Source organism: Exiguobacterium sp. s64 (assembly GCF_018618035.1).
GTDB lineage: Bacteria > Bacillota > Bacilli > Exiguobacteriales > Exiguobacteriaceae > Exiguobacterium > Exiguobacterium mexicanum_A.
Genome location: NZ_JACSLH010000005.1, coordinates 178445 through 199825 on the forward strand (window position 1 = coordinate 178445; position 21381 = coordinate 199825).

Annotated in this window: 17 protein-coding genes; 8 read left to right on the forward strand and 9 right to left on the reverse strand. The window is 52.8% G+C overall.

What is annotated here, in order from left to right:
• Positions 1 to 24: 24 nt before the first annotated feature.
• Genes KNP64_RS09690 through KNP64_RS09700 form a run of 3 tightly spaced genes read right to left on the reverse strand, consistent with a single transcriptional unit; the run spans position 25 to position 3310 of the window.
• Complete coding sequence (locus KNP64_RS09690; RefSeq protein WP_214792892.1) at positions 25 to 987, reverse strand: 2-hydroxyacid dehydrogenase; 963 nt, start codon at positions 985 to 987, stop codon at positions 25 to 27.
• 49 nt (positions 988 to 1036) lie between these two features.
• A complete protein-coding gene (locus KNP64_RS09695) occupies positions 1037 to 2179 on the reverse strand; it encodes a YcjF family protein (RefSeq protein ID WP_034780484.1) in 1143 nt (380 codons plus the stop codon).
• Between the two features lie 12 nt (positions 2180 to 2191).
• Complete coding sequence (locus KNP64_RS09700) at positions 2192 to 3310, reverse strand: GTPase (RefSeq protein WP_138860160.1); 1119 nt, start codon at positions 3308 to 3310, stop codon at positions 2192 to 2194.
• Between the two features lie 81 nt (positions 3311 to 3391).
• On the opposite strand from KNP64_RS09700, the gene KNP64_RS09705 reads away from it, so the two are divergent.
• Positions 3392 to 3778 (forward strand): VOC family protein, encoded by a 387-nt coding sequence (locus tag KNP64_RS09705; RefSeq protein WP_034780480.1) that lies wholly within the window; start codon positions 3392 to 3394, stop codon positions 3776 to 3778.
• 95 nt (positions 3779 to 3873) lie between these two features.
• Positions 3874 to 4674 carry a formate/nitrite transporter family protein gene (locus tag KNP64_RS09710; RefSeq protein WP_034780479.1) on the forward strand — a complete coding sequence of 267 codons (801 nt, stop codon included), beginning with the start codon at positions 3874 to 3876 and terminating at the stop codon, positions 4672 to 4674.
• Between the two features lie 53 nt (positions 4675 to 4727).
• Here the strand turns inward: KNP64_RS09710 and KNP64_RS09715 are convergent, their stop codons facing one another.
• Complete coding sequence (locus KNP64_RS09715; protein ID WP_214754390.1) at positions 4728 to 6191, reverse strand: alanine/glycine:cation symporter family protein; 1464 nt, start codon at positions 6189 to 6191, stop codon at positions 4728 to 4730.
• Between the two features lie 419 nt (positions 6192 to 6610).
• Between KNP64_RS09715 and KNP64_RS09720 the strand changes: the two genes are divergently transcribed.
• Complete coding sequence (locus KNP64_RS09720; protein ID WP_214792889.1) at positions 6611 to 7585, forward strand: hypothetical protein; 975 nt, start codon at positions 6611 to 6613, stop codon at positions 7583 to 7585.
• Positions 7586 to 7634: 49 nt separating this feature from the next.
• On the opposite strand, the gene KNP64_RS09725 is transcribed toward KNP64_RS09720, so the two are convergent.
• The 5 genes from KNP64_RS09725 to KNP64_RS09745 form a co-directional block, all read right to left on the reverse strand.
• Positions 7635 to 7802 (reverse strand): hypothetical protein, encoded by a 168-nt coding sequence (locus KNP64_RS09725; protein WP_200881508.1) that lies wholly within the window; start codon positions 7800 to 7802, stop codon positions 7635 to 7637.
• A gap of 1 nt (position 7803) precedes the next feature.
• The gene (locus tag KNP64_RS09730; protein ID WP_021067949.1) at positions 7804 to 8007 is read right to left on the reverse strand and encodes a YwbE family protein; all 204 of its coding nucleotides are present in this window, start codon (positions 8005 to 8007) and stop codon (positions 7804 to 7806) included.
• Between the two features lie 64 nt (positions 8008 to 8071).
• On the reverse strand, positions 8072 to 8404 hold the full coding sequence (locus KNP64_RS09735) for a hypothetical protein (RefSeq protein WP_034780474.1): 333 nt from the start codon (positions 8402 to 8404) through the stop codon (positions 8072 to 8074).
• A 49-nt stretch (positions 8405 to 8453) separates the two neighbouring features.
• Positions 8454 to 10151 carry a glycoside hydrolase family 13 protein gene (locus KNP64_RS09740; protein ID WP_371815318.1) on the reverse strand — a complete coding sequence of 566 codons (1698 nt, stop codon included), beginning with the start codon at positions 10149 to 10151 and terminating at the stop codon, positions 8454 to 8456.
• Positions 10152 to 10292: 141 nt separating this feature from the next.
• On the reverse strand, positions 10293 to 11048 hold the full coding sequence (locus KNP64_RS09745; RefSeq protein WP_138860163.1) for an alpha/beta hydrolase: 756 nt from the start codon (positions 11046 to 11048) through the stop codon (positions 10293 to 10295).
• Positions 11049 to 11435: 387 nt separating this feature from the next.
• Here KNP64_RS09745 and KNP64_RS09750 point away from each other — a divergent pair, with 387 nt between their 5' ends.
• The 5 genes from KNP64_RS09750 (at position 11436) to KNP64_RS09770 (ending at position 21286) form a co-directional block, all read left to right on the forward strand.
• Entirely contained in the window at positions 11436 to 14942 is a 3507-nt protein-coding gene (locus KNP64_RS09750; protein ID WP_214792886.1) for a chitobiase/beta-hexosaminidase C-terminal domain-containing protein, read from the forward strand.
• A gap of 110 nt (positions 14943 to 15052) precedes the next feature.
• A complete protein-coding gene (locus KNP64_RS09755) occupies positions 15053 to 16258 on the forward strand; it encodes an NAD(P)/FAD-dependent oxidoreductase (RefSeq protein ID WP_214764122.1) in 1206 nt (401 codons plus the stop codon).
• A 50-nt stretch (positions 16259 to 16308) separates the two neighbouring features.
• The gene (locus KNP64_RS09760) at positions 16309 to 16971 is read left to right on the forward strand and encodes a hypothetical protein (protein ID WP_214792883.1); all 663 of its coding nucleotides are present in this window, start codon (positions 16309 to 16311) and stop codon (positions 16969 to 16971) included.
• A gap of 111 nt (positions 16972 to 17082) precedes the next feature.
• Positions 17083 to 19167, forward strand: a complete 2085-nt coding sequence (locus tag KNP64_RS09765; protein ID WP_214710757.1) for an alginate lyase family protein — start codon at positions 17083 to 17085, stop codon at positions 19165 to 19167.
• A gap of 109 nt (positions 19168 to 19276) precedes the next feature.
• Positions 19277 to 21286, forward strand: coding sequence for a catalase (locus KNP64_RS09770; protein WP_138860168.1), 2010 nt, complete (start codon positions 19277 to 19279; stop codon positions 21284 to 21286).
• Positions 21287 to 21381: the final 95 nt, after the last annotated feature.

Consider the following 21381-nt stretch of genomic DNA (forward strand, 5'->3'; position numbering starts at 1 on the left):
CCACAACCCGGTCAGGTCCTTGTTTTACGTTAATCGGTTTTTCGGCTCTTCTCCTTCGAGCACGTTCACGATGGCTTCCCGATTGAGCGCCATCATGGCAAGCCTTGTCTTGATGGAGGCGCTGCCGATATGCGGCAACGTCGTCACGTTCGGGAGCGTCAAGAGTGGATGGTCCATCGCCACCGGTTCTTTAGCGAACACATCAAGTCCCGCCGCCCAAATCCGCCGTTCCTTCAGTGCTTCATAGAGCGCCGTCTCATCGATAATCTCGCCACGAGCGACGTTGATGAAGACCGCTGTCTCTTTCATTTTCGCGAACTGCTCTGCGCCTAACATCCCACGTGTCTCTTCGGTGAGCGGCGCGAGGAGGACGACGAAGTCGGACTGTTCGAGCAACTCGTCGAGTTCCGCATAGACAAAGCCATACATCGATTCCGATTCATGGCGACGCGTCCGATTATGGTACAACACATCCATGTCGAAGCCGCGGGCCCGACGTGCGACTGCTTCCCCGATTCGACCCATGCCGATGATCCCGAGTTTGGCCCGGTACAAGTCCATCCCGACGTAACCCATCGGCGTCCACGATTTCCATTCGCCGTCTCGTAAATCGCGTTCTGCTTCCCCGAGCCGACGTGCCGTCATCATCATCAATCCGAACGCGAGATCGGCCGTCGTCTCTGTCAACACGTCCGGCGTGTTCGTCACGACGATGCCGCGTTCCTTGGCCGCTCCAATATCGATATTGTTATAGCCAACCGCCAAGTTCGAGATGACTTCGAGTTGCGAGGCCTGTTCAATCACTTCCCGGTCGATTGTATCACTGAGCATCGTCCAGAGCGCATGCGCTGACGCCGCTTCTTTCAACAAGACGTCGCGCGGGACGCTCTTCGCTTCTTCTTCCCACATGCGGACCTCGTACTTGTCTCGCAGTGGCGCCACTGCTTCTTCCGGTAACCGTCTCGTAATGTAAATGCGTTTCTTCATTCCGTCTCCCCCTATGTCTTGTCTCGACCAGTTTATCAAACGTGTCGAATCAAGGTTTCTTTTTCGTTACTGGATTTTGCTCCATGAATTGCTCGAATAGCGAGCCGAAGTCGCTGTTGAGCAGTTGCTCGATTGTTTTCGATGAGTCCATCGCGTTCCGGTACGCCACTTCGTTGATGGCGAGCCCGATCGCCCAGGTGATGCCTGACGCGACAGTCGCATTGATGACACTCGCGGCGGCGTTTGCCCCTGGGAAGAACTTCATGACGTTCAATAAAATCGTCTTCGAGAGCGCCCGACCGATTTGAGGGATGATGGTGCTCCCAATCAGCGTCTTCAACATATCGTCATTCGCTTTCACACCCCAATAACGGAACAAGTGAACACTCATCGTCACTTGAATCGGCGTGAGCGCGATCGCATCGGCGAATGGGAGCGGGACCGCCGCCGCCGTCCCGGCACTGGCGACATAACCCGAGATGATCCGGTTCGCTTTCTTCCGTTTCAGCTTGAGCATCGCCTCGCTCTCTGCGTGAATCTCCATGAGCAGTCCTTCTTGGAGCGATTGGTCGAGTTGTTCGACAGACCAGGTGACGAGACGCTCCCAATCGAGATGGTTCCGAAGTTCTTGGTCATTCAACAGCTCTTCAGCGACACTGACTTGGAACACGGCCTGTTCCGGGACAACGTCCACTAACTCGTTTCGGAGCGCCGTCAGTTCATCTAGGTCGACTTGATCGATTTGCGTCAACAAGACCGCGACCGACGTCGCTTCGTTCAATTGTTTGATGAGCGCCCGATCAAGCGGCGTGACCCGTTTCATCGAGGCGTTGATGGCATACCAGACAAGATGAATTTGTTCGGCCGCCCCTTTCGTCTGGGCCCGTTCGACGAAACCGATGACTTCATCAGCATATGCTTGTTGCCGGGCACTCCCAATCTCATACCCTTCACTGTCATAAAGCACGATGGCGATGTCGTCGCTCATGAACTGATGGATCCCGCGCGTCACCGGCTCGCCGGCGGCGACTTTCGTCAAGTCACGACCGAAGACGTGGTTGACGACGGAACTCTTGCCCGACCCGGTCGCTCCCGCGATCAAGATGTTCGGTTTTTTCACTTTTCCGCGCAACCGGTCGAGTTCTTCTTTTAAGTCATACGTATCCAAATTGAATGGGACTTTTTTCTCCATGTCAGTTCCTCCTCATTGATTGAGCGTTCGGCCAAGCCGTCGCATCTCTTCCTCGAAACCACGGCGCACATCCAGCTCAATCGTCTGTTTGACCAACTCGTATTGCTGATCGACAGCTTTTTTGATACCTCGCTCCGCCGTCCTCCGTTTGAACGCCCAATAGATGAAGTGGACGCCCGGGATCATCCCGAGCACCATCTTCCGAACGGTGCGATTGAATGAATAGTCAAACCCGAGCTCGACCCGGCGTGTTTTGAACACAAGGTCAGACGGGGCACCGACGAGCGGATAACGCTCCATCAGTTGAATGTAGTGACGAACACCTTGGGCCATCGCGGCCTCTGTGGTCTCGGCGGCCGCTTCGAGTGTTTGTTCCAAGTCTTTTTCGATTTGGCGGGCTTTCCAGCTGATCATCACTTGCGGGGTGATCATGCGGATTGTTTCAGCCGAACGATAGCTTCGGGCGCGCCACGCCTCTAACTCGGTCAATAAATGACGCGTCAAGTTGTGTGGCAGTTTTCGTTCGACGTCTTTCCAGAGGTTGGTCCGATTACGTTGCCACACTGCCTCATATCCGATATGCGGCACGACTTGTCCACCGAGCAACTTCTTTTCGACACTGTTGACGCGAATCATCGCATCCCGTGAAATTCCGAGCTCACGCATGAGGACTGCTTCCATCGCCTCCGCCTTCTCGACGTTCATCGCACTGTCCGGGTTATAGTTCGTCAAGATGATCGTGACGTTGCTTCGTTTCGCATAGAGCGGTTTTAAAATGGCTTCTAACTCGTACGCCTCGACGCGTCCCGAGTTGATGGACAGTAAGTAATAGATCGTATGGAACCAATCGGCGATATCGAGTGCACCTTCCCGTTGATTGACGATGGACAATACCGCTTCATGCCATTCGTCGGATCGGTCCGCCTCAAGTCCCCATGTATCGAAGAAACGGAACAAGATGCCTCGCTCAAGGTCATAGTATTCATATTCATGCAGCCCTTCCGCCGTCACTGGGCTGCCGGCACGTGACTCGGCCACATCACGCCCGTAAATATAATTTAAAAAAGCGCTCTTGCCGACCCCGGTCTTCCCCGCAATCAATATGTTCGAGACAAGCCCCGTGTTGTCCATATGGTTCCCCCTGCATTCGTTATATAATAACCATTATACTAAACGGACAAATTTGAAACGTCCGACGGAAGGATGAGACCGATGTTACATCATGTCGAACTGTACGTTTCTGATTTGAACAAGAGCCTCATGGCGTGGGACTGGCTCCTCACTGAGCTCGGCTATACCGTCTACCAACAATGGGAAGAAGGAAGGAGTTATCGTTTCGGCGATACGTATCTCGTCTTCGTCCAAACCGAGGCCGATTATCTCGAGCCGCCGTACCATCGCAAGAAGACCGGGTTGAACCATCTCGCCTTCCACGCCGAGTCGATTGAGCAACTCGTAAGTTTCCGTGAAGAACTGACACAGCACGGATTCACCGAGCTCTACGCCGATCGGTTCCCGCACGCCGGAGGACCGTCCTACACCGCGCTTTACTTTGAAGATCCGGACCGGATGAAAGTCGAACTCGTGGCAACGATGTGAACAGTTGAAACGGCTTTCAAAAAAGTTTGTGAAAACAATTGCAAACTTTTTGTAGACCTCCTAGACTTAAGTTGTCTAAAGGAGGCCGTGTTCAAATGGAAAAACAAGCTGTCGAGTATATGGAAGAAGCCGCCTATAAAAAAGCGACGTTGTTGCGTCACGCGTTCGGTCACTACGCACTCCGCTCCATCGTCGCCGGTTTTCTGATTGGAATTGGGGTCGTCTTTGCCTTCTCCGTCGGAAACATGTTCATCGATGTGCCAGGAACGATGCTGTTCGCGGGGATGAGTTTCTCGGTTGCCCTCGTCTTCATTGTTTGGACGGGCGGAGAGCTGTTCACGAGCAATACGATGTATTTGTATACGGGCGCGAAACGCGGACGTGTCGACTGGCGCGATTTAACGGCCGTATGGGGCATCAGCTGGCTCGGTAACTTGGTCGGTGCGCTCATCCTCGTCGGGCTCGTCATCGGTGCCCATAGCATGGGCGACGTCAGTGCCGACCACCTGTTATCGGTCGTCGCCGCGAAAAAAATGGGCGGAGACGTACTCGCGATTTTCTTGAAAGGGATTTTGTGCAACATCCTCGTCTGTATCGCTATCTTTATGCCGTTGAAGACGAAAAATGACGTTGCGAAGATTATGCTCACGATGCTCCCGGTCGTCGTCTTTTTCGCCGCCGGTTTCGAGCACTCGATTGCCAATATGGGCATCTTCGGGCTCGCGCTCTATTACGCCCCATCTGAGGCGATCAATCTTGGGCTGGCGTTGAACAATCTCGTGTTTGCCACGCTTGGCAACATCGTCGGAGGCGCTTTGTTCGTCGCCGGGACGTACGTCCATTTGAACGCGAAACCTGCCGAGAAAAATATTGAATCGATCCGTCAAAACGCATAAAAAGACAGGGGCCCCGATGCGCAGGGCCCCTGTTATTGCTTGATTGAATGAAATTAAGCTTTAGATGAGTCGGCAGCAGCCGCTTGGACCGCTCCTTGTGCGACTTCTTCTTCTTCGACATCCCAGCATTCCGTGTTCTCGATGCCGAGTTTGCGGGCCGAGAAGCGCGGGTTGAGACCTTGGGCACGCTGTTCTTCGTAGTCACGAAGGACTTTGAAGGCAACGCCGCCGAGAAGCGTGATGGCTACCAAGTTGATTAACGTCATCCCGGCCATGAACAAGTCGGCAAGGCTCCAAACGAACCCGAGGCTTGCGACCGATCCAAGGAAGACGAAGCCCATCGTGAGAAGGCGGAAGCCGAAGACGGCACCTTTACTCTTCTTGATGAACTCGATGTTCGTCTCACCGTAGTAGTAACTACCGACGATCGAGCTGAAAGCGAACAAGAAGACACTGACAGCGATGAAGGCCGGAGCCCATGAACCGATTTGTTCAGACAATGCGTTTTGAAGGAGTGCGATTCCTTCGCCATTCCCTGCCGCATAGCTGTCAGAGAGAAGGACGATGGCTGCTGTTGCTGTACAGACGATCAATGTGTCTAAGAAGACACCGAGTGTTTGCATGAAACCTTGTTTGGCTGGGTGTGACACTTCTGCCGTCGCTGCGGCGTTTGGTGCCGAACCCATACCTGCTTCGTTCGAGAAGAGACCACGACGGACACCCATCATGATGGCTGCACCGACCGATCCACCGAACGCTTGCTCGATACCGAATGCGCTCTTGAAGATCATACCGAGCACAGCTGGTATTTCTGCGATGTTCACAACGACCACGTAAAGCGCGATCACCAAGTAAAGAACAGCCATGATTGGTACGACGATTGCTGAGACGTTGGCGACACGTTGGACGCCCCCAAAGATGACGAGTCCAGTCAAGACGACGAGTGCAATTCCACCAACAGCGGCTTCAAGACCGAAGGCGTTATCGAACGCTGCCGCGATTGTGTTCGATTGGACTGAGTTGAAAATGAGACCGAATGTGAAGGCAATCAAAACCGCAAACACAATACCGAGGACACGATTGTTCAAACCTTTTTCGATGTAGTAAGCAGGACCGCCGCGGTATGCGACATCGTCTTTTACTTTATACACTTGCGCGAGTGTACTCTCGATCATCGCGGTCGCTCCACCGACGAGAGCGACAACCCACATCCAGAAGACCGCCCCTGGTCCACCGAGCGTGATTGCAACTGTGACACCGGCCAAGTTCCCTGTACCGATCCGTGTTGCCGCTCCAATGAAGAACGACTTCGCCGAGCTGATGCTCTTACTGTCTGTGACATCTGATTTTTCGGTGACGACCCGGAACATCTCTTTTAAGTAACGGAACTGCATAAACCTTGTTTTGACCGTAAAGTAAATCCCGGCCCCGATCAATCCGACGATGAGCACGTACGACCATAAAATGTTGTTTAAAAAGTCTACGCTTCCTTGCAGCAAGTTTTGTACAGCTTCCATGAATAAGTTCCTCCCTGTTGTGTGAATCTAAAGTTGAAATATTTTATGATGTCTTAGTTCTGAATTATACAAAGATTCTGACAATTATCAATAATTTTTTTATAGGTCAGTTCACACAAACTTCATATGTTATATAACAAAAAGTGAGTGATAGCTTTATTTAAAGCGCTTACAAAGTTAAACCTAAGAAATAATAAATCTTTATTTCCCTACTAATTTTTGATGTGTACATTCAACTTGTTTCAAACCATTCGCTTTATGAATAGGTTTTATTATGAAGGTTATGAAACTATTCTCGTTCCCTTTGAATTATTTCCCTGATTCTTGAGTGAACCAAAACTTACCGGGTAATAAATAACTATAGGTGCGCACCTTCTATAACACCACGTTCAGTCATCAGGAGGAAAGAAGGGAACGAGATGAAGAAGCATCAAAAATGGTGGTCACTCTTGTTCGTGCTCATGTTCGTGCTGTCGCTCTTGCCAATGAAAGGAGTCGTTGCGGAAGACAGTAGTCAACAATGGTGTGTGTCGACGACATCGGACACGACAATCTATGCGGGACAAAACATCCCGATTGGTACCGTTGATTTTGAGTTCGTGACCGATGGGCTGAAGATTGTCATCGATTTGAATGACGGAGTCGTCTTGCAAGATGTACCGGAGAATATCAAGATTGATTTCCGTCTATTGAGCGGCTCATTGGAACGAGGAAACCCAGGAGGATACGACTTTAAAGCGTACTCAAACGTCGATCCGACCCACTTGCTAATTCCGTATGCGGACCTCGCGGGCTATTTAGGCGTGTTAGAGTCGACACTCAAATCGGACGGATTCCAATTTAACGTCTTCCTTCACTTGGATACGGTCGTGAACGGCTCTAGCGAGACGGCTTATCCTGGTGATCCGGGATCAGGTACCCCTTGGGTCCGCTACGTCACGTTGACGGTGGAAGAATGTACGCCACCACCGCCACCAATGGACGACTATGACGTGTACACGATTGGCTTCTGGAAAAACACATTCAACTTCGACAAAGTGACGTTCTCCTATGGAACGCTCATTACGATCGACGGCCAAACCTATAGCGTGATTGACGACCGTGAAGCACTAGCCCTGCTCATGGATCCTGCGAAAAAAGGAATGACCGAAGAGAAACGATTGATTATGCAACTGACGGCGGCAAATATTAACGTCTTGTTAAACGGTGCTGATGTGCTCGACCTCGAACTCGTCTACGCCATAGACAATAGTGAAGTCGGGTTGACCGTCGGTGAGTTGCTTGCCGGTGCGGACGCGGCGCTCGCAAGCAAGAACATCGAACAGATGAAGTATTATCAACAACTGCTCGACCACTTCAACAATGGCTATTTCATCGGTACGTCACATGACTGAACAAACGTGGACAAACAAAAAAGGCAGTCGCTCACTGAGCGGCTGCTTTTTAGATGCCCGTCCGTTTCTTCTGGTTGTTCGGCTTCTTCGTCAACTGGTTCGTCAACGGTTTCTGCTTCGTCCCACGAAGTCCTGTCGGCACTTTCGTATCGTTTTGTTTCTTCTCGGCGAGCTTTTGCTTCATCGCCTCTTGAAAACTTAATTTCTTTTCACTCATATCATTCACCTCCAGCTTCGATCACTTTCACCCGACCGACCTGTCCATCGCTTAAGCGTACTTTAATGCCGTGCGGGTGACGCGGCGAGTTCGTCAAAATGTCTTTGACGACGCCTGACGTCAACTTCCCACTCCGCTGATCTTGTTTTAGGACAATCTGGACGTGGAGCCCTGGGCGAATGTCCGCGCGTTTCGTGCCATCCATACCCGACACCCCTTTCCGTATAGTCAACCTCTATCATATGCTCTTTTCCCGCGTTTGTCACAATCTATTCCACGATGCCGATTTGACTGACCGTTCTCGTCAAGTAACTTTGATCGGTCCTCAATCGACGCTTCGTTTGCCCCCACGCCGTCTCGACCTCGACCCGGCCGCGTTCAAATGAGATTGTCAAAATGTCTCGCCCGTCTGCATTTTGAAGCCTGGCTGCACCGTTCAACTCGTGATAGACGCGAGTCAAATCATTCGCGAACTGGACGTAATCACTTGTCCGAACCGTTTCTGGCTCCTGGTCGTGAACGAGCCGCAACGTGGTTCGTGACGCTTCCGCGATGACGAACCGGAATGTCGTCTCCTCGTTTCTAATCTCGAAGTGATGCATGATCCCACCTCCTAAAAAAGACACCTTCGACGTGAAGGTGCCTTCTCAATTATAAACGATACAACCTTGCTTCGAACGGCCGCATCATAAACGTTTCCGTCTCAATCGTCTCAGGGTCCATCTCATTCGTCAAGACGAGCGTCGCTTTGTCGAGACCAGGAAGCGTCGCCTCGGCAGGGTTTGCCGTCAAGTTGACGACGACATAAAATGTCTGTTCTTCAAACTTCCGTTCATAGGCGAACACTTGCAGATGGTCCGGCAGCAAATCACGGTAACTGCCGTACGTGAACGTCTCTTCGGCCCGACGAAGACGAATCATCGCCTTGTAGAACGATAGAATCGAGTGGGCATCCTTCGATTGGGCGTCGACGTTAAGCGTCTCATATTCTTCGTGGATCGGCATCCACGGCTTCGTCGTCGAAAAGCCCGCGTTCGGTGACGCGTCCCATTGAATCGGGGTGCGGACGTTGTCGCGCGACGTGCCCCATACGTGTTGCATCGAATCGATTTCGCTCATACCGTTGGCAATCCGTTCGAAATATTCATTTTTTGTCGCCACATCGTCATAGTCATGAATCGAAGGGAGCGGTACGTTTTTCATGCCGATTTCCTGACCTTGATAGATGAACGGCGTCCCGTGCATGAAGAAGTACATCATGCCAAGGGCGGTCGCGCTTTCGTGCCAGTAATGGTTCTCATCCCCGACGAGCGAGACGGCGCGCACCATGTCGTGGTTCTCGATATAGAGAGCGTTCCATCCCGTCTCGAGCAGGCCTTGTTGCCACTTGTCAAAAATCCGCTTCAGCTTGACGACATCGAGCGGAGCCAGGCGTGACTTGCGCATGATGTCGACGTGGTCGAAATGGAACGCCATGTTCATCGCCCCGTTTTCCGGTCCCATCCACAAATCGGCCGCTTGTGGCTCAATTCCGTTCGTCTCACCGACCGTCATGATGTCGTACTTGGCGAATGTCGCTTGTTTCATCTCTTGCAGATAGTCGTGGATACCCCCGATGTTCGAATACATGGAGAACGCCGTGACGTACGGTTTCCCGTCTGGAGACGGCAACATCGTCTCAGTTGGCATCTTCTTGATGTGACTGATCGCGTCGACTCGGAATCCGTCGATTCCTTTGTCGAGCCACCAGTTGATCATGTCATAGACGGCGCCACGCACTTCTTCATTTTCCCAGTTCAAGTCTGGCTGTTTTTTAGAGAAGACGTGCAAATAATATTGCTCGGTCGTTTCATCGTATTCCCAAGCCGAGCCCCCAAAGATACTCGCCCAGTTGTTCGGAGGTGCCTCATCCGTTCCGTCACGCCAGATGTACCAGTCCCGCTTCGGGTCGTGTCTCGAACTTTTTGATTCGACGAACCATGGATGCTCGTCAGAGGTATGGTTGACGACAAGGTCTAACAGTAATTTCATTCCACGGGCGTGGACTGCTTTGAGCAACGCATCAAAGTCTTCCATCGTTCCGAACTCTTCCATAATGTCTTCATAGTCCGAGATATCATATCCGTTATCATCGTTCGGAGACTTATACATCGGACAAATCCAAATCACATCGATCCCCAGGTCTTCTAAGTAATCCAGCTTGTCAATGATACCGCGGAGATCGCCGATTCCATCTCCGTTCGAATCTTTAAAGCTACGCGGGTAAATCTGATATGCGATCGCTTCTTTCCACCACGTGCGGGTGACCGTTTTCTGCTTCTCTTGTTGTCTACTGACCATCGACTCCATACGCCGCTTGCCTCCTACATCTCATCATTTATATTTTATATACTTGAACAGCAATACCTGTTTCAGGATGAATCTAATCCTAGAATAGCACTTGTGCAAGCGTTTGCAAATAATCACATATAAAAAAATGCAGTCCGAGGACTACATTTTAGAGATGGTCGCGACTTGTTCACAGAACGCACCGATGACGTCGGCCAACCGCTCGCGATCATAATCCATCGTGGCCACATGGTACGAGCGTTCGAGCACTTCCCGTTGTTTCGGTGCTTGTACTTGTTCGTAGAGCCATACCGAATCTTCTGGAGGGACCACATTGTCGATGGCGGAATGGATGACGCACGTTGGGACGGCCACCTCAGCTACCATCGGGCGCACCTCCTCGATGAGCGCGAGCAGTTCACGGATGGCTGACGTCGGGACTTTGTCATAGACGATCTCATACACGCCCGGTGCACAGATGTCCGGTTCATCTTCATCGATGAAGCGACAGACATCATCTGTGGCGTGACAGGCATAGCCCGGGACCGACAGCGCCGCATTGATGGTGACGATCGCATCGGCATGACCGGACAAGGCCGCCTTCATCGCCAGCGTTCCACCCATCGACTGCCCGACGACGATGACGTGTCGACATCGCTCGCGCAAGAGACGGATGCCGGCTTCCATCGACTCGTACCAGCAACGGCGCGTCGAGTGCCGGAACTCTTCCGGGTCCGTCCCATGTCCTTTGAGCCGAGGCGCATAGACGGTGAATCCTTTCTCCATCAAGGCGATCCCGACATCACGCACACTTTGAGGCGTCCCGTTAAAGCCGTGACACAATAAGATTCCTATTTCATTTCCTTCATAATAAAACGCGCCCGCTCCCGGGATGACCGGATAAGTAATTGTCGTCATTCGTTTCCTCCCTATTTAATCCACAGTTAACCGATACACTTAATTGTATTAATGAATTGTAAGAGTTGGACGACGTCCCGTCAACCCGATTGACCTCTGCCTTGTTTTCTTCTGGTCTGTAATCAAACTGTAATATGAACTTCGCAATAAGTGGATTGAGTTCTGACGTCTGCTTGGTTATGTTTAACATGTAGTTGAAAAGTTGGTAAATGATAGTGGAATCCGTCAATCGATGGAGGGAATATGAACGCATCTTCCTTACTTCAAGTCGAGTGATGTAAGCGCTATCATTTCATTTTGACCTAAAGGGGGCATCCGCTCAAGCAAGTGACCACACGAACTGGGACATCGTATCGGCCATCTACATAATCAAAGGGAGACTAACACATGGGGAAATTACAAGCACGTTCATTCAAACAAATGACCGGCCTCGCTTTATCGGCTGGACTCATCGTCAGCAGCATGACGCCGATTGCGGCAAACGTACACGCAGAGACGTTGAACGCTACAGATTTATTCATTTCGGAATATGTTGAAGGCTCTAGCAACAATAAAGCGATCGAACTGTTCAATGGAACGAATGCGGCCATCGACCTCTCGGCCTATAAACTTGAACTGTATTCAAACGGCGGGACGGCTCCAGGCACGACCCTCAACTTGACAGGTACGCTCGAGCCAGGTGGCACGTATGTCATCGTCAACGCCAACGCGAGCGATGCCTTGAAAGCGAAGTCGAACACGACAAGCGGTGTGACGAACTTTAACGGCGATGACACGCTCGTCTTGAAAAAAGGCGACACGGTGCTCGACGTCTTCGGTCAAGTCGGATTCGATCCGGGTACGAAATGGGGAACTAGCGTCGCCACGGCTGACCAGTCGTTGGTTCGAAAAGATACGGTCACGACAGGGGATGCGAACGGCGCCGATGCGTTCGACCCGGCCACTGAATGGAACACACAACCAATCGATACGTTCACGAACCTCGGAGCCCACACGTTCCAAGGCGTCGAATACGGCGATGGCGGTACGGTAGAACCACCGGCGCCGGTCACTCCGATCTCGATCAGTGACGCCCGTACGAAAGCCGAAGGTGAAACGGTCACGATTAAAGGCGTCGTCACGGCGAAACTGGCCAACACGATTTCGATTCAAGATGCGACAGGCGGCCTCTCGGTCCGTCCGACGTCACTCGCCGTCAACGTCGGGGATGAAGTCGTCGTCACGGGTGTAATCGGTTCGTATCGTGAACTGCTTCAATTGAACAGCGCCGTCGTCGTTTCAAAACAAGCGGCGAGCGTCCCGGCTGCGCAAGTTCTCACTGGCGAACAGATCAATGAGGACGTCGAGTCTGAACTCGTCACCGTCAATAACGTCACGCTCTCGGGCAGTGGTCAAAACTTGACGGCCACAGACGGAACGAAAGAATTCGTCGTGCGCGATGAGCGCGGCATTCTCGATTTACAGACGGACGTCAACTACTCGTCAATCACAGGAATCGTGCAACAGTTCGATAACACGTATCAAATCATCCCGCGTGACGCATCTGACACGGTCATCGACGCGTCGGTACTCCGTCCGGCAACTGCGAAGCCAGGTGCGGGCACGTTCGTCGGTCCACAAGACGTGACACTCTCGACGACGACAGCGGGCGCTGACATCTATTACACGCTCGACGGGTCGGACCCGAAAGTGAACGGTACGCTTTATACATCACCAGTCCGCATTGAAGAAACGAAGACGCTCAAAGTGGCCGTCAAATCAGGTGATTCGTTCAGCGCCGTGACGACGTTCGACTATAAAATCACGGACAAGATCCGCATCCACGACATTCAAGGCGCGAGCCATACGTCGCCGATGAACGGACAGACGGTCGAAGGTGTCGAAGGAATCGTCACGTACTCGTTCGTCTCGAACGGAACGACGTATTACTACATTCAAACACCTGACATGGAAGCGGACCAAGACGCACGCACGTCAGAAGGAATCATCTTGTATGGCGGCCGTTCGATCGCCGGCATTCAAGTCGGAGACCTCGTCAGCGTGAAAGGTCTCGTCAGCGAGTACGCCATCGAAGGATATAGCGACCGTCAACAGACGGACATGAAGATGACGCAAATCGATACACGTAACGGTGGTGTTGACGTCATCAAGAGCGGTGTCGCCCTCCCGACGCCAGTGAAAATCGACGAGTCGAACTTGCCGACCGAGTTCATCGACAGCGACGCCCTCGCCGTCTTCAACCCGGACAAAGACGCCATCGACTTCTGGGAGAGCCTTGAAGGGATGCGCGTCGAGACGGGCAACCTTAAATCTGTCTCCCCACAACAATACGGCGACCTCGTGACCGTGCTCGAAGGAACACCCACGGAGACGTTCAACGGTGGTGTGCTTCTTAAAAAAGATGACGCCAACCCGGAACGGATCCAATTCCGTCTCGAACCAAACGTGGAAGCGCGTGAATTCGATGTCGCGACCGGTGACCGATTCAACGGCCCGATCGTCGGAATCGTCGGATACTCGTTCGGAAACTACAAGATTCAAGCCTCACTCGACGAAATGAAAGCCGCCTTCGTCAAAGGCGATGCCAAGCGCGAGACGACGTTCATCGAAGCCGAAGAGGACAAATTGACGATCGCCTCTTACAACCTCGAGAACTTCTCGAACAACGTGAAGGAAACATCGGATGAAAAGGCACTTAAACTCGCGAAAGCGTTCGTCGAGGAATTGAACAGCCCGGACATCATCGGCGTGACCGAGGTTCAAGACAACAACGGTGAGGGCACAGGCGATTCTGCGGCCGACCAAAGCTATCAACGCTTGATTGACAATATCGTCTCGATCGGCGGCAAATCGTACAAGTACGTCAACATCGACCCAGAAAACAACAAAGATGGCGGTGCACCGAACGCCAACATCCGTGTCGGCTTCTTGTATGACCCGGAACGTGTCTCGCTCACAGAAGGCATCCCTGCCGGTGACGCAACGACAGCTGTCGGTTATGAGAACGGCAAGTTGACGCACAACCCGGGCCGCATCGACCCGCTCAACCCGGCGTTCAACAGCTCACGTAAACCGCTCGCGGCGCAATTCGACTTCCAAGGCGAGAACGTCGTCGTCATCGCCAACCACTGGAACTCGAAAGGTGGCGACACTGGCTTCTTCGGCTCGAAACAGCCGGTCGTGCTCGGTAGTGAAGTCCAACGGAAACAAATCGCTCAAATCGTCCATGATTTCGTCGCTGACGTGAAGACGGACAACCCAGAAGCGAACGTCGTCGCCCTCGGTGACTTCAACGACTTCGAGTTCTCGGATGCGATGCAAATCTTCAAAGGCGACTTGATGACGAACATGGTCGAGAAAGTCCCGGCCGTCGACCGTTACTCGTACGTCTATCAAGGGAACTCGCAAGTGCTCGACCATATCCTCGTGTCGAACCGTTTAGCGGCGACGACCGAAATCGATATGATTCACGTCAACGCTGATTTCACGGAGATGTCGGGCCGCGCCAGTGACCACGACCCGGTCCTCGCACAAATCGATCTCACTCCGGAGCCAGAAGTGGAATTGACGCGTTACACAGTCGAGAACAACAAGGCGGCACGCCTCGTCCTCCAAGATGACTTCATCGGCGTGACAATCGGCAAAGGCACGAACTTCAAGAACGGCATCTTTGTACGCGGCGCCTACACGGAATTGACAGGTGACCCGCTCAAAAACGTCGTCGTTCAAGTGAAACCGAAAGAAGCCGGTGCCATCATCGACTTCAAAGGCGCCATCGTCAAAGAAGTGATTGTCGATGGAACGAACCTTGCGGAAATCCGCGGGGCAGAGAATGTGAAACGAATCAGCTACACGAAAGGCGCATCCGCTAACACGGTCGTCATCAAAAAATAACGATTGAATCGAATACGCAAGCCGCAGACAGATTGTCTGCGGCCTTTTGCGTTTTCATTCGTGAAATTCGGGGATTAAGTAGAAGATGCTGATTATCGGAGGATGACGTCATGGAGATGCACAACGGGAACTTATATTGGCCGACCACAGAATCGGAACAGATCGTCTTACAAAAACCAATCAAGAAAGAGCGCTACGACGTACTCGTTATCGGCGCGGGCATGTCGGGAACGCTGACAGCCTATACACTTTACAAGGACGGTGTCGATTTCGCCGTCATCGACCAAGGGAAAGTCGGAGCCGGGAGTACGGCAGCGAACACAGGGCTCATTCAATACTCGAACGACATCATGTTGCATGAACTCGCCGAGCAAATCGGCGAAGAGGATGCCGTCCGTTTCTATAAATTGTGTGCCGAGGCGGTCGATGCGCTCGACGAGGTCGCCGAGACGGTCGATGCCAAAGACGTCTACATCCGGCGCGACAGCCTTTGCTTTGCCAGCAGTGAGGCAGATGTCTCCAAATTGAAACGGGAGTATGAGATGCTGACGAAACATGGGCTTCAAGCCGAATGGCTCGACCGGGAGGCGTTACGCGCACGCTATCCGTTCGACAAACCGGCCGCCTTGATCACGAACGGGGACGCCGAGGTCAATCCGCTCACACTCAGCCGCCAAATCGTCCGTTACTTGTCGACACAGGACGCCCCAATCTTTGAAGAGACGGACGTTACGGAAGTCGTCGCCGACGGAGACGACTGGCTCGTGCTGACTCCAGCAGGAACGTTCAAGGCGGGCCACGTCATCTTCGCGACCGGCTATCGCCCGGCCCCGCTCCTCGACACGCATCGAATCGAACTCAACCGTTCTTATGCGATTGCGACGAATCCCGTCCCTGATTTTAAAGAATGGGATGGCCAGGCGCTCATTTGGGAAACGAAACGGCCGTACCTCTATTTACGGACGACCGTCGACGGCCGCATCATCGCCGGCGGGCTCGATGAAGAGAAACCAGAGACGCCGCATAGCGAGGCGCTCATTCAAAAACGGGCCGAGCGGTTGCGCCAAGAAGTCGAGGCTTTGTTCCCGATGTATGATTTGACAGTTGAATACGCCTGGGTAGCCTTGTTCGGCGAGTCAATCGACCAACTGCCCTTTATCGGGGAACACCCGGACCGCCCCAATCTCTTTTATTTACTCGGATACGGGGGCAATGGAACGGTGTACAGCATGTTAGGTTCTAAAATTTTGAGTGAGCTGGTTCGTGGGATCGACAGTCCCGATTCTCGAATCGTACGGCTCGACCGCACACGTTAATCCCCTGACATCAGGGGATTTTTTGATACATAAGAATTGGAGTGATTTAAATGACAACGAAACGTAAACCGAAATGGGTGTATCGTCTAAGGCGCAGTCTTCTCTTCATCCCCGCCATGATCTTGACCGCCTATGTATGGCCGCATGAGTCTATCAAGGAGGAACGCGATGGCGCGATCACCCGAACAGAGGCGACACATGAGGAGGGACGCTATACGATCGAGGCGAGGCAGGCCGTGAAGGAAGACGAGGCCGTCCGCTATGCATATGACGTTATCGTCCACGGCCAACCCGACGTCGAGACACTCCAATCGATCAGCCAGGATGTGATTGACGAGGTGGCCGTACAAGACACGTTCCAAGCCGCCCTCATCCGTTTTTATGACCATGAAGCCTATATCGGTACAGAATCCCCGCTCGGCGAGGCCGTATTTGCGCCTGGTGGAGATTGGAGCCTTGCTGATACGGTAAAAGCCGGTTCTTATGAAGACATGACGTTCGGGTGGCAGTTGAAAGAAAAAGAATGGGGCACGCAACTTTCGGACAAGGAAGCACGTGTCTGGCAAGCATGGAATCGTGTCTATGAAGCGGAACAGTCGGACGATCCTGACTTGAAAGCGAAGGTGACACGCACCATTTCCACGAAATACGACTTGAATCCGGAAACTGTCCAACAAATTGTATTAAAGCAGAATGTTTGGGCCGCTTTATAACCTGAATCCTCCAGAAAAATACATCGAATTTTCCTTTCTTTGGCTAAATATATAATTGTATACTAATTGTATACACGTAACTGGTTGAACGGCCAAAGAAAGGAAGACGTTATGAAACGATTGATGATTTTGTGGGTGCTGTTGTTCGTGATGGGTTCTACTATGACGCCACAGTCCGCCGTGGCCGCGACGACACCCCCTTATGAGGTGAGCGTCCCTTCCGGCACAACGCTTTATCAATTTGTCGGCAAGACGCTCAAGCCGAAAGCGACGTTGCGAACAGCAAAGCGGTTCAAGGCGCTCAGCACGTCCGGTTATTACTATAAAGTCCAGGACGGAAGAACCATCTATTACGTGAAAAAGAAAGCCGTCAAACTAGTGGCGACAAACCTGTCCTTGACGACGTTTTCTGGTTCGACCTATGCACGTCTGACCCACGAATATATGCGCTCGCTCACCCGCGGCCAGACGCCGTACTACTATGATGAGTTGACAGCCAAGACCGCCGTCATCCGGGCTGACGCAGCGATGAAAGGGAACTGGTATATCCCCTCCCCGCCCTATCAGCTGCGCGTCCCGAACATCGATACATACCGCTTCGACGTCAGCGTCCCAGAGGTCGACTCGAAGTCGTTCAAGTTCCAAATCCATTACTTCACGACGTTGAACCAGTTGACACAAGCATACGCCGCGACCGGAAACACTGAGTATCTCCGTTACGGAAAGCGGATCGTAACGAGTTGGACCAAGCAATATCCGGCTGGGAACTACAAACGCTATCCATGGCCGTATCACGACCACGGCACGGCGATCCGGACGTTCCATCTGCTCAACTTCTGGAACGAGTTCCGCTCGTCCACGGTCAACACCGACCCAGCGTTCTCGCAACTGTTCGCCAAGACGCTCTATGAGCACGCGACGCTCCTCGCGACACCGAGCTTTTATAAGCCGAACAATAACCATGGCATGTTCCAAGACATGGCGTTGACCGCTGTCGCGGAGACGCACCGAAGTTTCTATCGTTCATCGTCATGGCGTTCGCTGGCAACGAACCGGCTCACACAGCAGTTGAACCATAGCTTGAGCACGGACGGGGTCCACCTTGAGCACTCACCGTTCTATCAGATTTATTTATATGACACGCTCGCCCGTTTCAACGACTGGGCCGCCGCTAACCGGTTCGCCTTGTCGAGCCGGATGGGAGACGTCAAAGACATGCCTGGTGCGTTGACGTATATGTTGAAGCCGAACGGGACACTCCCGATGTTCGGTGACACCCCGTCCATCGTTCACCGTCCGGACGCGATTCCCTATGTCGAGCGTTATCCACACTTGTATTATGCGATGACACAAGGGAGATCTGGGGCGCAACCGTCGACACGGGTCGGCAAGTTGTCGAACCAGTACGCGTTCTTCCGTCAGCATTGGGGCGGTAATGCCGGTCCGTTCCACGACGCGGTCCAAGTGATGATGACGGCCGGCTATCACAGCAACATCCATAAACATGCCGACGATTTATCGATCGACCTTTACGGTTACGGACGCGACTTTATCGTCGAGAGCGGTCGTTACGCCTATACGAATCGACCCGAACGAAAGGTCGTCATGCAGGCAGCGGCCCATAATACCGTCCATGTTGCCGGACAGAACTTCAAATTGACGCCGAGCAACTTGCGACGCAGTCAAATCACTTCGGTCGGCGCTTCATCGACACAGTGGACGGCAGCCGGGACGAGCGGACTGCTCGGCCAGGGGATGACGCACACCCGTCGCCTCGCCTACGACCGCGACGGAACGGTGCTCGTGTACGATGACATCACGAGTCCGACCACGACCTCGTTCGTCCAGCGGTTCCATCTTGGGACCGGTTTGAACCGAGTCTCGAGCGGAAGCCGTCATGCCATGTTTAAAGACAACCAGAACCGCTCCATCCACTTGTTGCAACTCGAGGTCGGCACGACCCCGAAAGTCGCCGTCGGTGCGAGTTACGTGTCATACCGAGATTATGACTGGCAACGCCGCAATCAAGTCGTGACGACAAAGCGCGGCAAGCAAGTCGAGTATTTGACGCTGATTCATATCGGTGAAAAGACGACGAAAATCACATCCGCCACGGTCCAGACGACGGCGCGCCACTATGTCGTGCGCTACAAACTGTCGGACGGCAAGACGAAAACCCTATCCATGTTACGCTAACCTCCATTTTAAAAATGGGGGTTTTTTCTCGGTCGGTTAGGGAAAACTCGTTAAGTAGGCCAAAACGTGGCTTACAGCGCGTGTGCATACTTAAAGGGGAGGCAATAACATGGGGAACAAGAAGGAAGAGCAATTAAAACAACATATGATCGATAACGAGCAGCAAGCCGGGCTCACGACGAACCAAGGTCTAAAGATGGCGGAGGATGAGTTTTCGCTCAAAGCCGGGCGACGCGGACCGACGCTCATCGAGGACTTCCACTTCCGTGAGAAGATGACGCACTTCGACCACGAACGGATTCCTGAACGCATCGTGCATGCGCGCGGCGTCGGGGCCCACGGGGAGTTCCAAGTGTACGAGTCGCTCGCTGACTATACGAAAGCCGACTTCTTGAACGACCCGTCGAAAGTGACGCCTGTGTTCGTCCGCTTCTCGACGGTGCAAGGCTCACGCGGTTCTGGGGACACCGTCCGCGACGTCCGAGGCTTCGCGACGAAGTTCTATACGGATGAAGGGAACTATGACCTTGTCGGGAACAATATGCCCGTCTTCTTCATCCAAGACGCCATCAAATTCCCAGACCTCGTCCATGCCGTGAAACCGGAACCGCACACGGAAGTGCCGCAAGGCGGCAGTGCCCACGACACGTTCTGGGACTTCGTCGGTCAAAACCATGAGGCGGCTCACCACGTGATGTGGGCGATGAGCGACCGCGGCATCCCGCGCAGCCTGCGCATGATGGAAGGGTTCGGCGTGCACACGTTCCGACTCGTCAACAAGGAAGGCAAGGCACATTTCGTCAAATTCCATTGGAAACCAAAACTTGGCGTCCATTCGCAAGTGTGGGACGAAGCACAGAAGGCGCTCGGGAAGAACGCCGACTTCCACCGTGTCGACTTGTATGAAGCAATCGATAAAGGCGATTACCCGGAATGGGAACTCGGGCTTCAAATTATCGCCGAAGAAGATGAGTTCAAGTTCGACTTCGATATTCTCGATCCGACGAAACTTTGGCCGGAAGAAGACGTGCCCGTCAAACTCGTCGGCAAGATGATGCTCAACCGCAACGTCGATAACTTCTTCGCCGAGACCGAGCAAGTCGCGTTCCACCCTGGCCACCTCGTGCCTGGGATCGACTTCTCGAACGATCCGCTCCTGCAAGGACGCCTGTTCTCGTACACTGATACCCAGTTATCACGTCTTGGAGGACCGAACTTCCATCAACTCCCGATCAACAAACCGGTCTGCCCGTTCCATAACAACCAGCGCGACGGCATGCATCAGATGGCCGTCCATAAAGGACAGACGAGCTACCACAAAAATGCGCTCAACAACAATCAACCCGAACCTGTTCCAGCCGAGCAAGGTGGGTTCGAGCACTATCAAGAGAAAATCGACGGGCACAAGATTCGTGGCCGAAGCGACAGCTTCCTCGACTTCTATTCGCAAGCGAAGCTCTTCTATAACAGCATGACCGACGTCGAAAAGCAGCACATTCAAGACGCTTACAGCTTCGAGCTCGGCAAATGTGAGTCGGACATGGTCAAAGAGAACGCCGTCGATTTGTTGAATCGCATCGACCGTCACCTCGCCTCTGTCGTCGCTGACAACTTAGGCGTCGAGCTTCCGGACGAGAACAATGAAGTCGTCTCGGACAAGACCTCACCGGCGCTCAGCATGGCCAATACAATCGCGAAACCGGACACGAAGAGCGTCGCCGTCCTCCTTGCCGGAGACGTCGATGCCGCGCAAGTGAAGGCGTGGGTCCAGGTGTTCGCTGACAACAAGGTCAATTACAGCCTCGTCGGGAAGAAGTCGTATACGCTCGGCGACCTTAAAGTGAAAGAGACGTATGATACGGTCGATTCGAGCCTGTTCGATGCCGCTTTCCTCGTCAGCACAGCGACCTCGGTCGAGGACGACGTGCTCGAATTCATCGAGAACACGTATAAGCACTTCAAGCCACTCGCGCTACATTTGCACCACGATGAAGTGCTCGACCGCTGCCGGGTGAAGACAGATCAACCAGGCGTCTACACGTTCAAACAACATAGTCTCGATGGTTTCGATACGTTTATCGACGGCATCGCGCAAGGACGGTTCTGGGACCGTCAATAATTGCTCGACGTAACCGATTCGCTTTAGCGAATTGGTTTTTTGATTGGAATGCGTCTGTTCGGACAAACCCCTCTTCGTTTGTTATACTGCTTTAG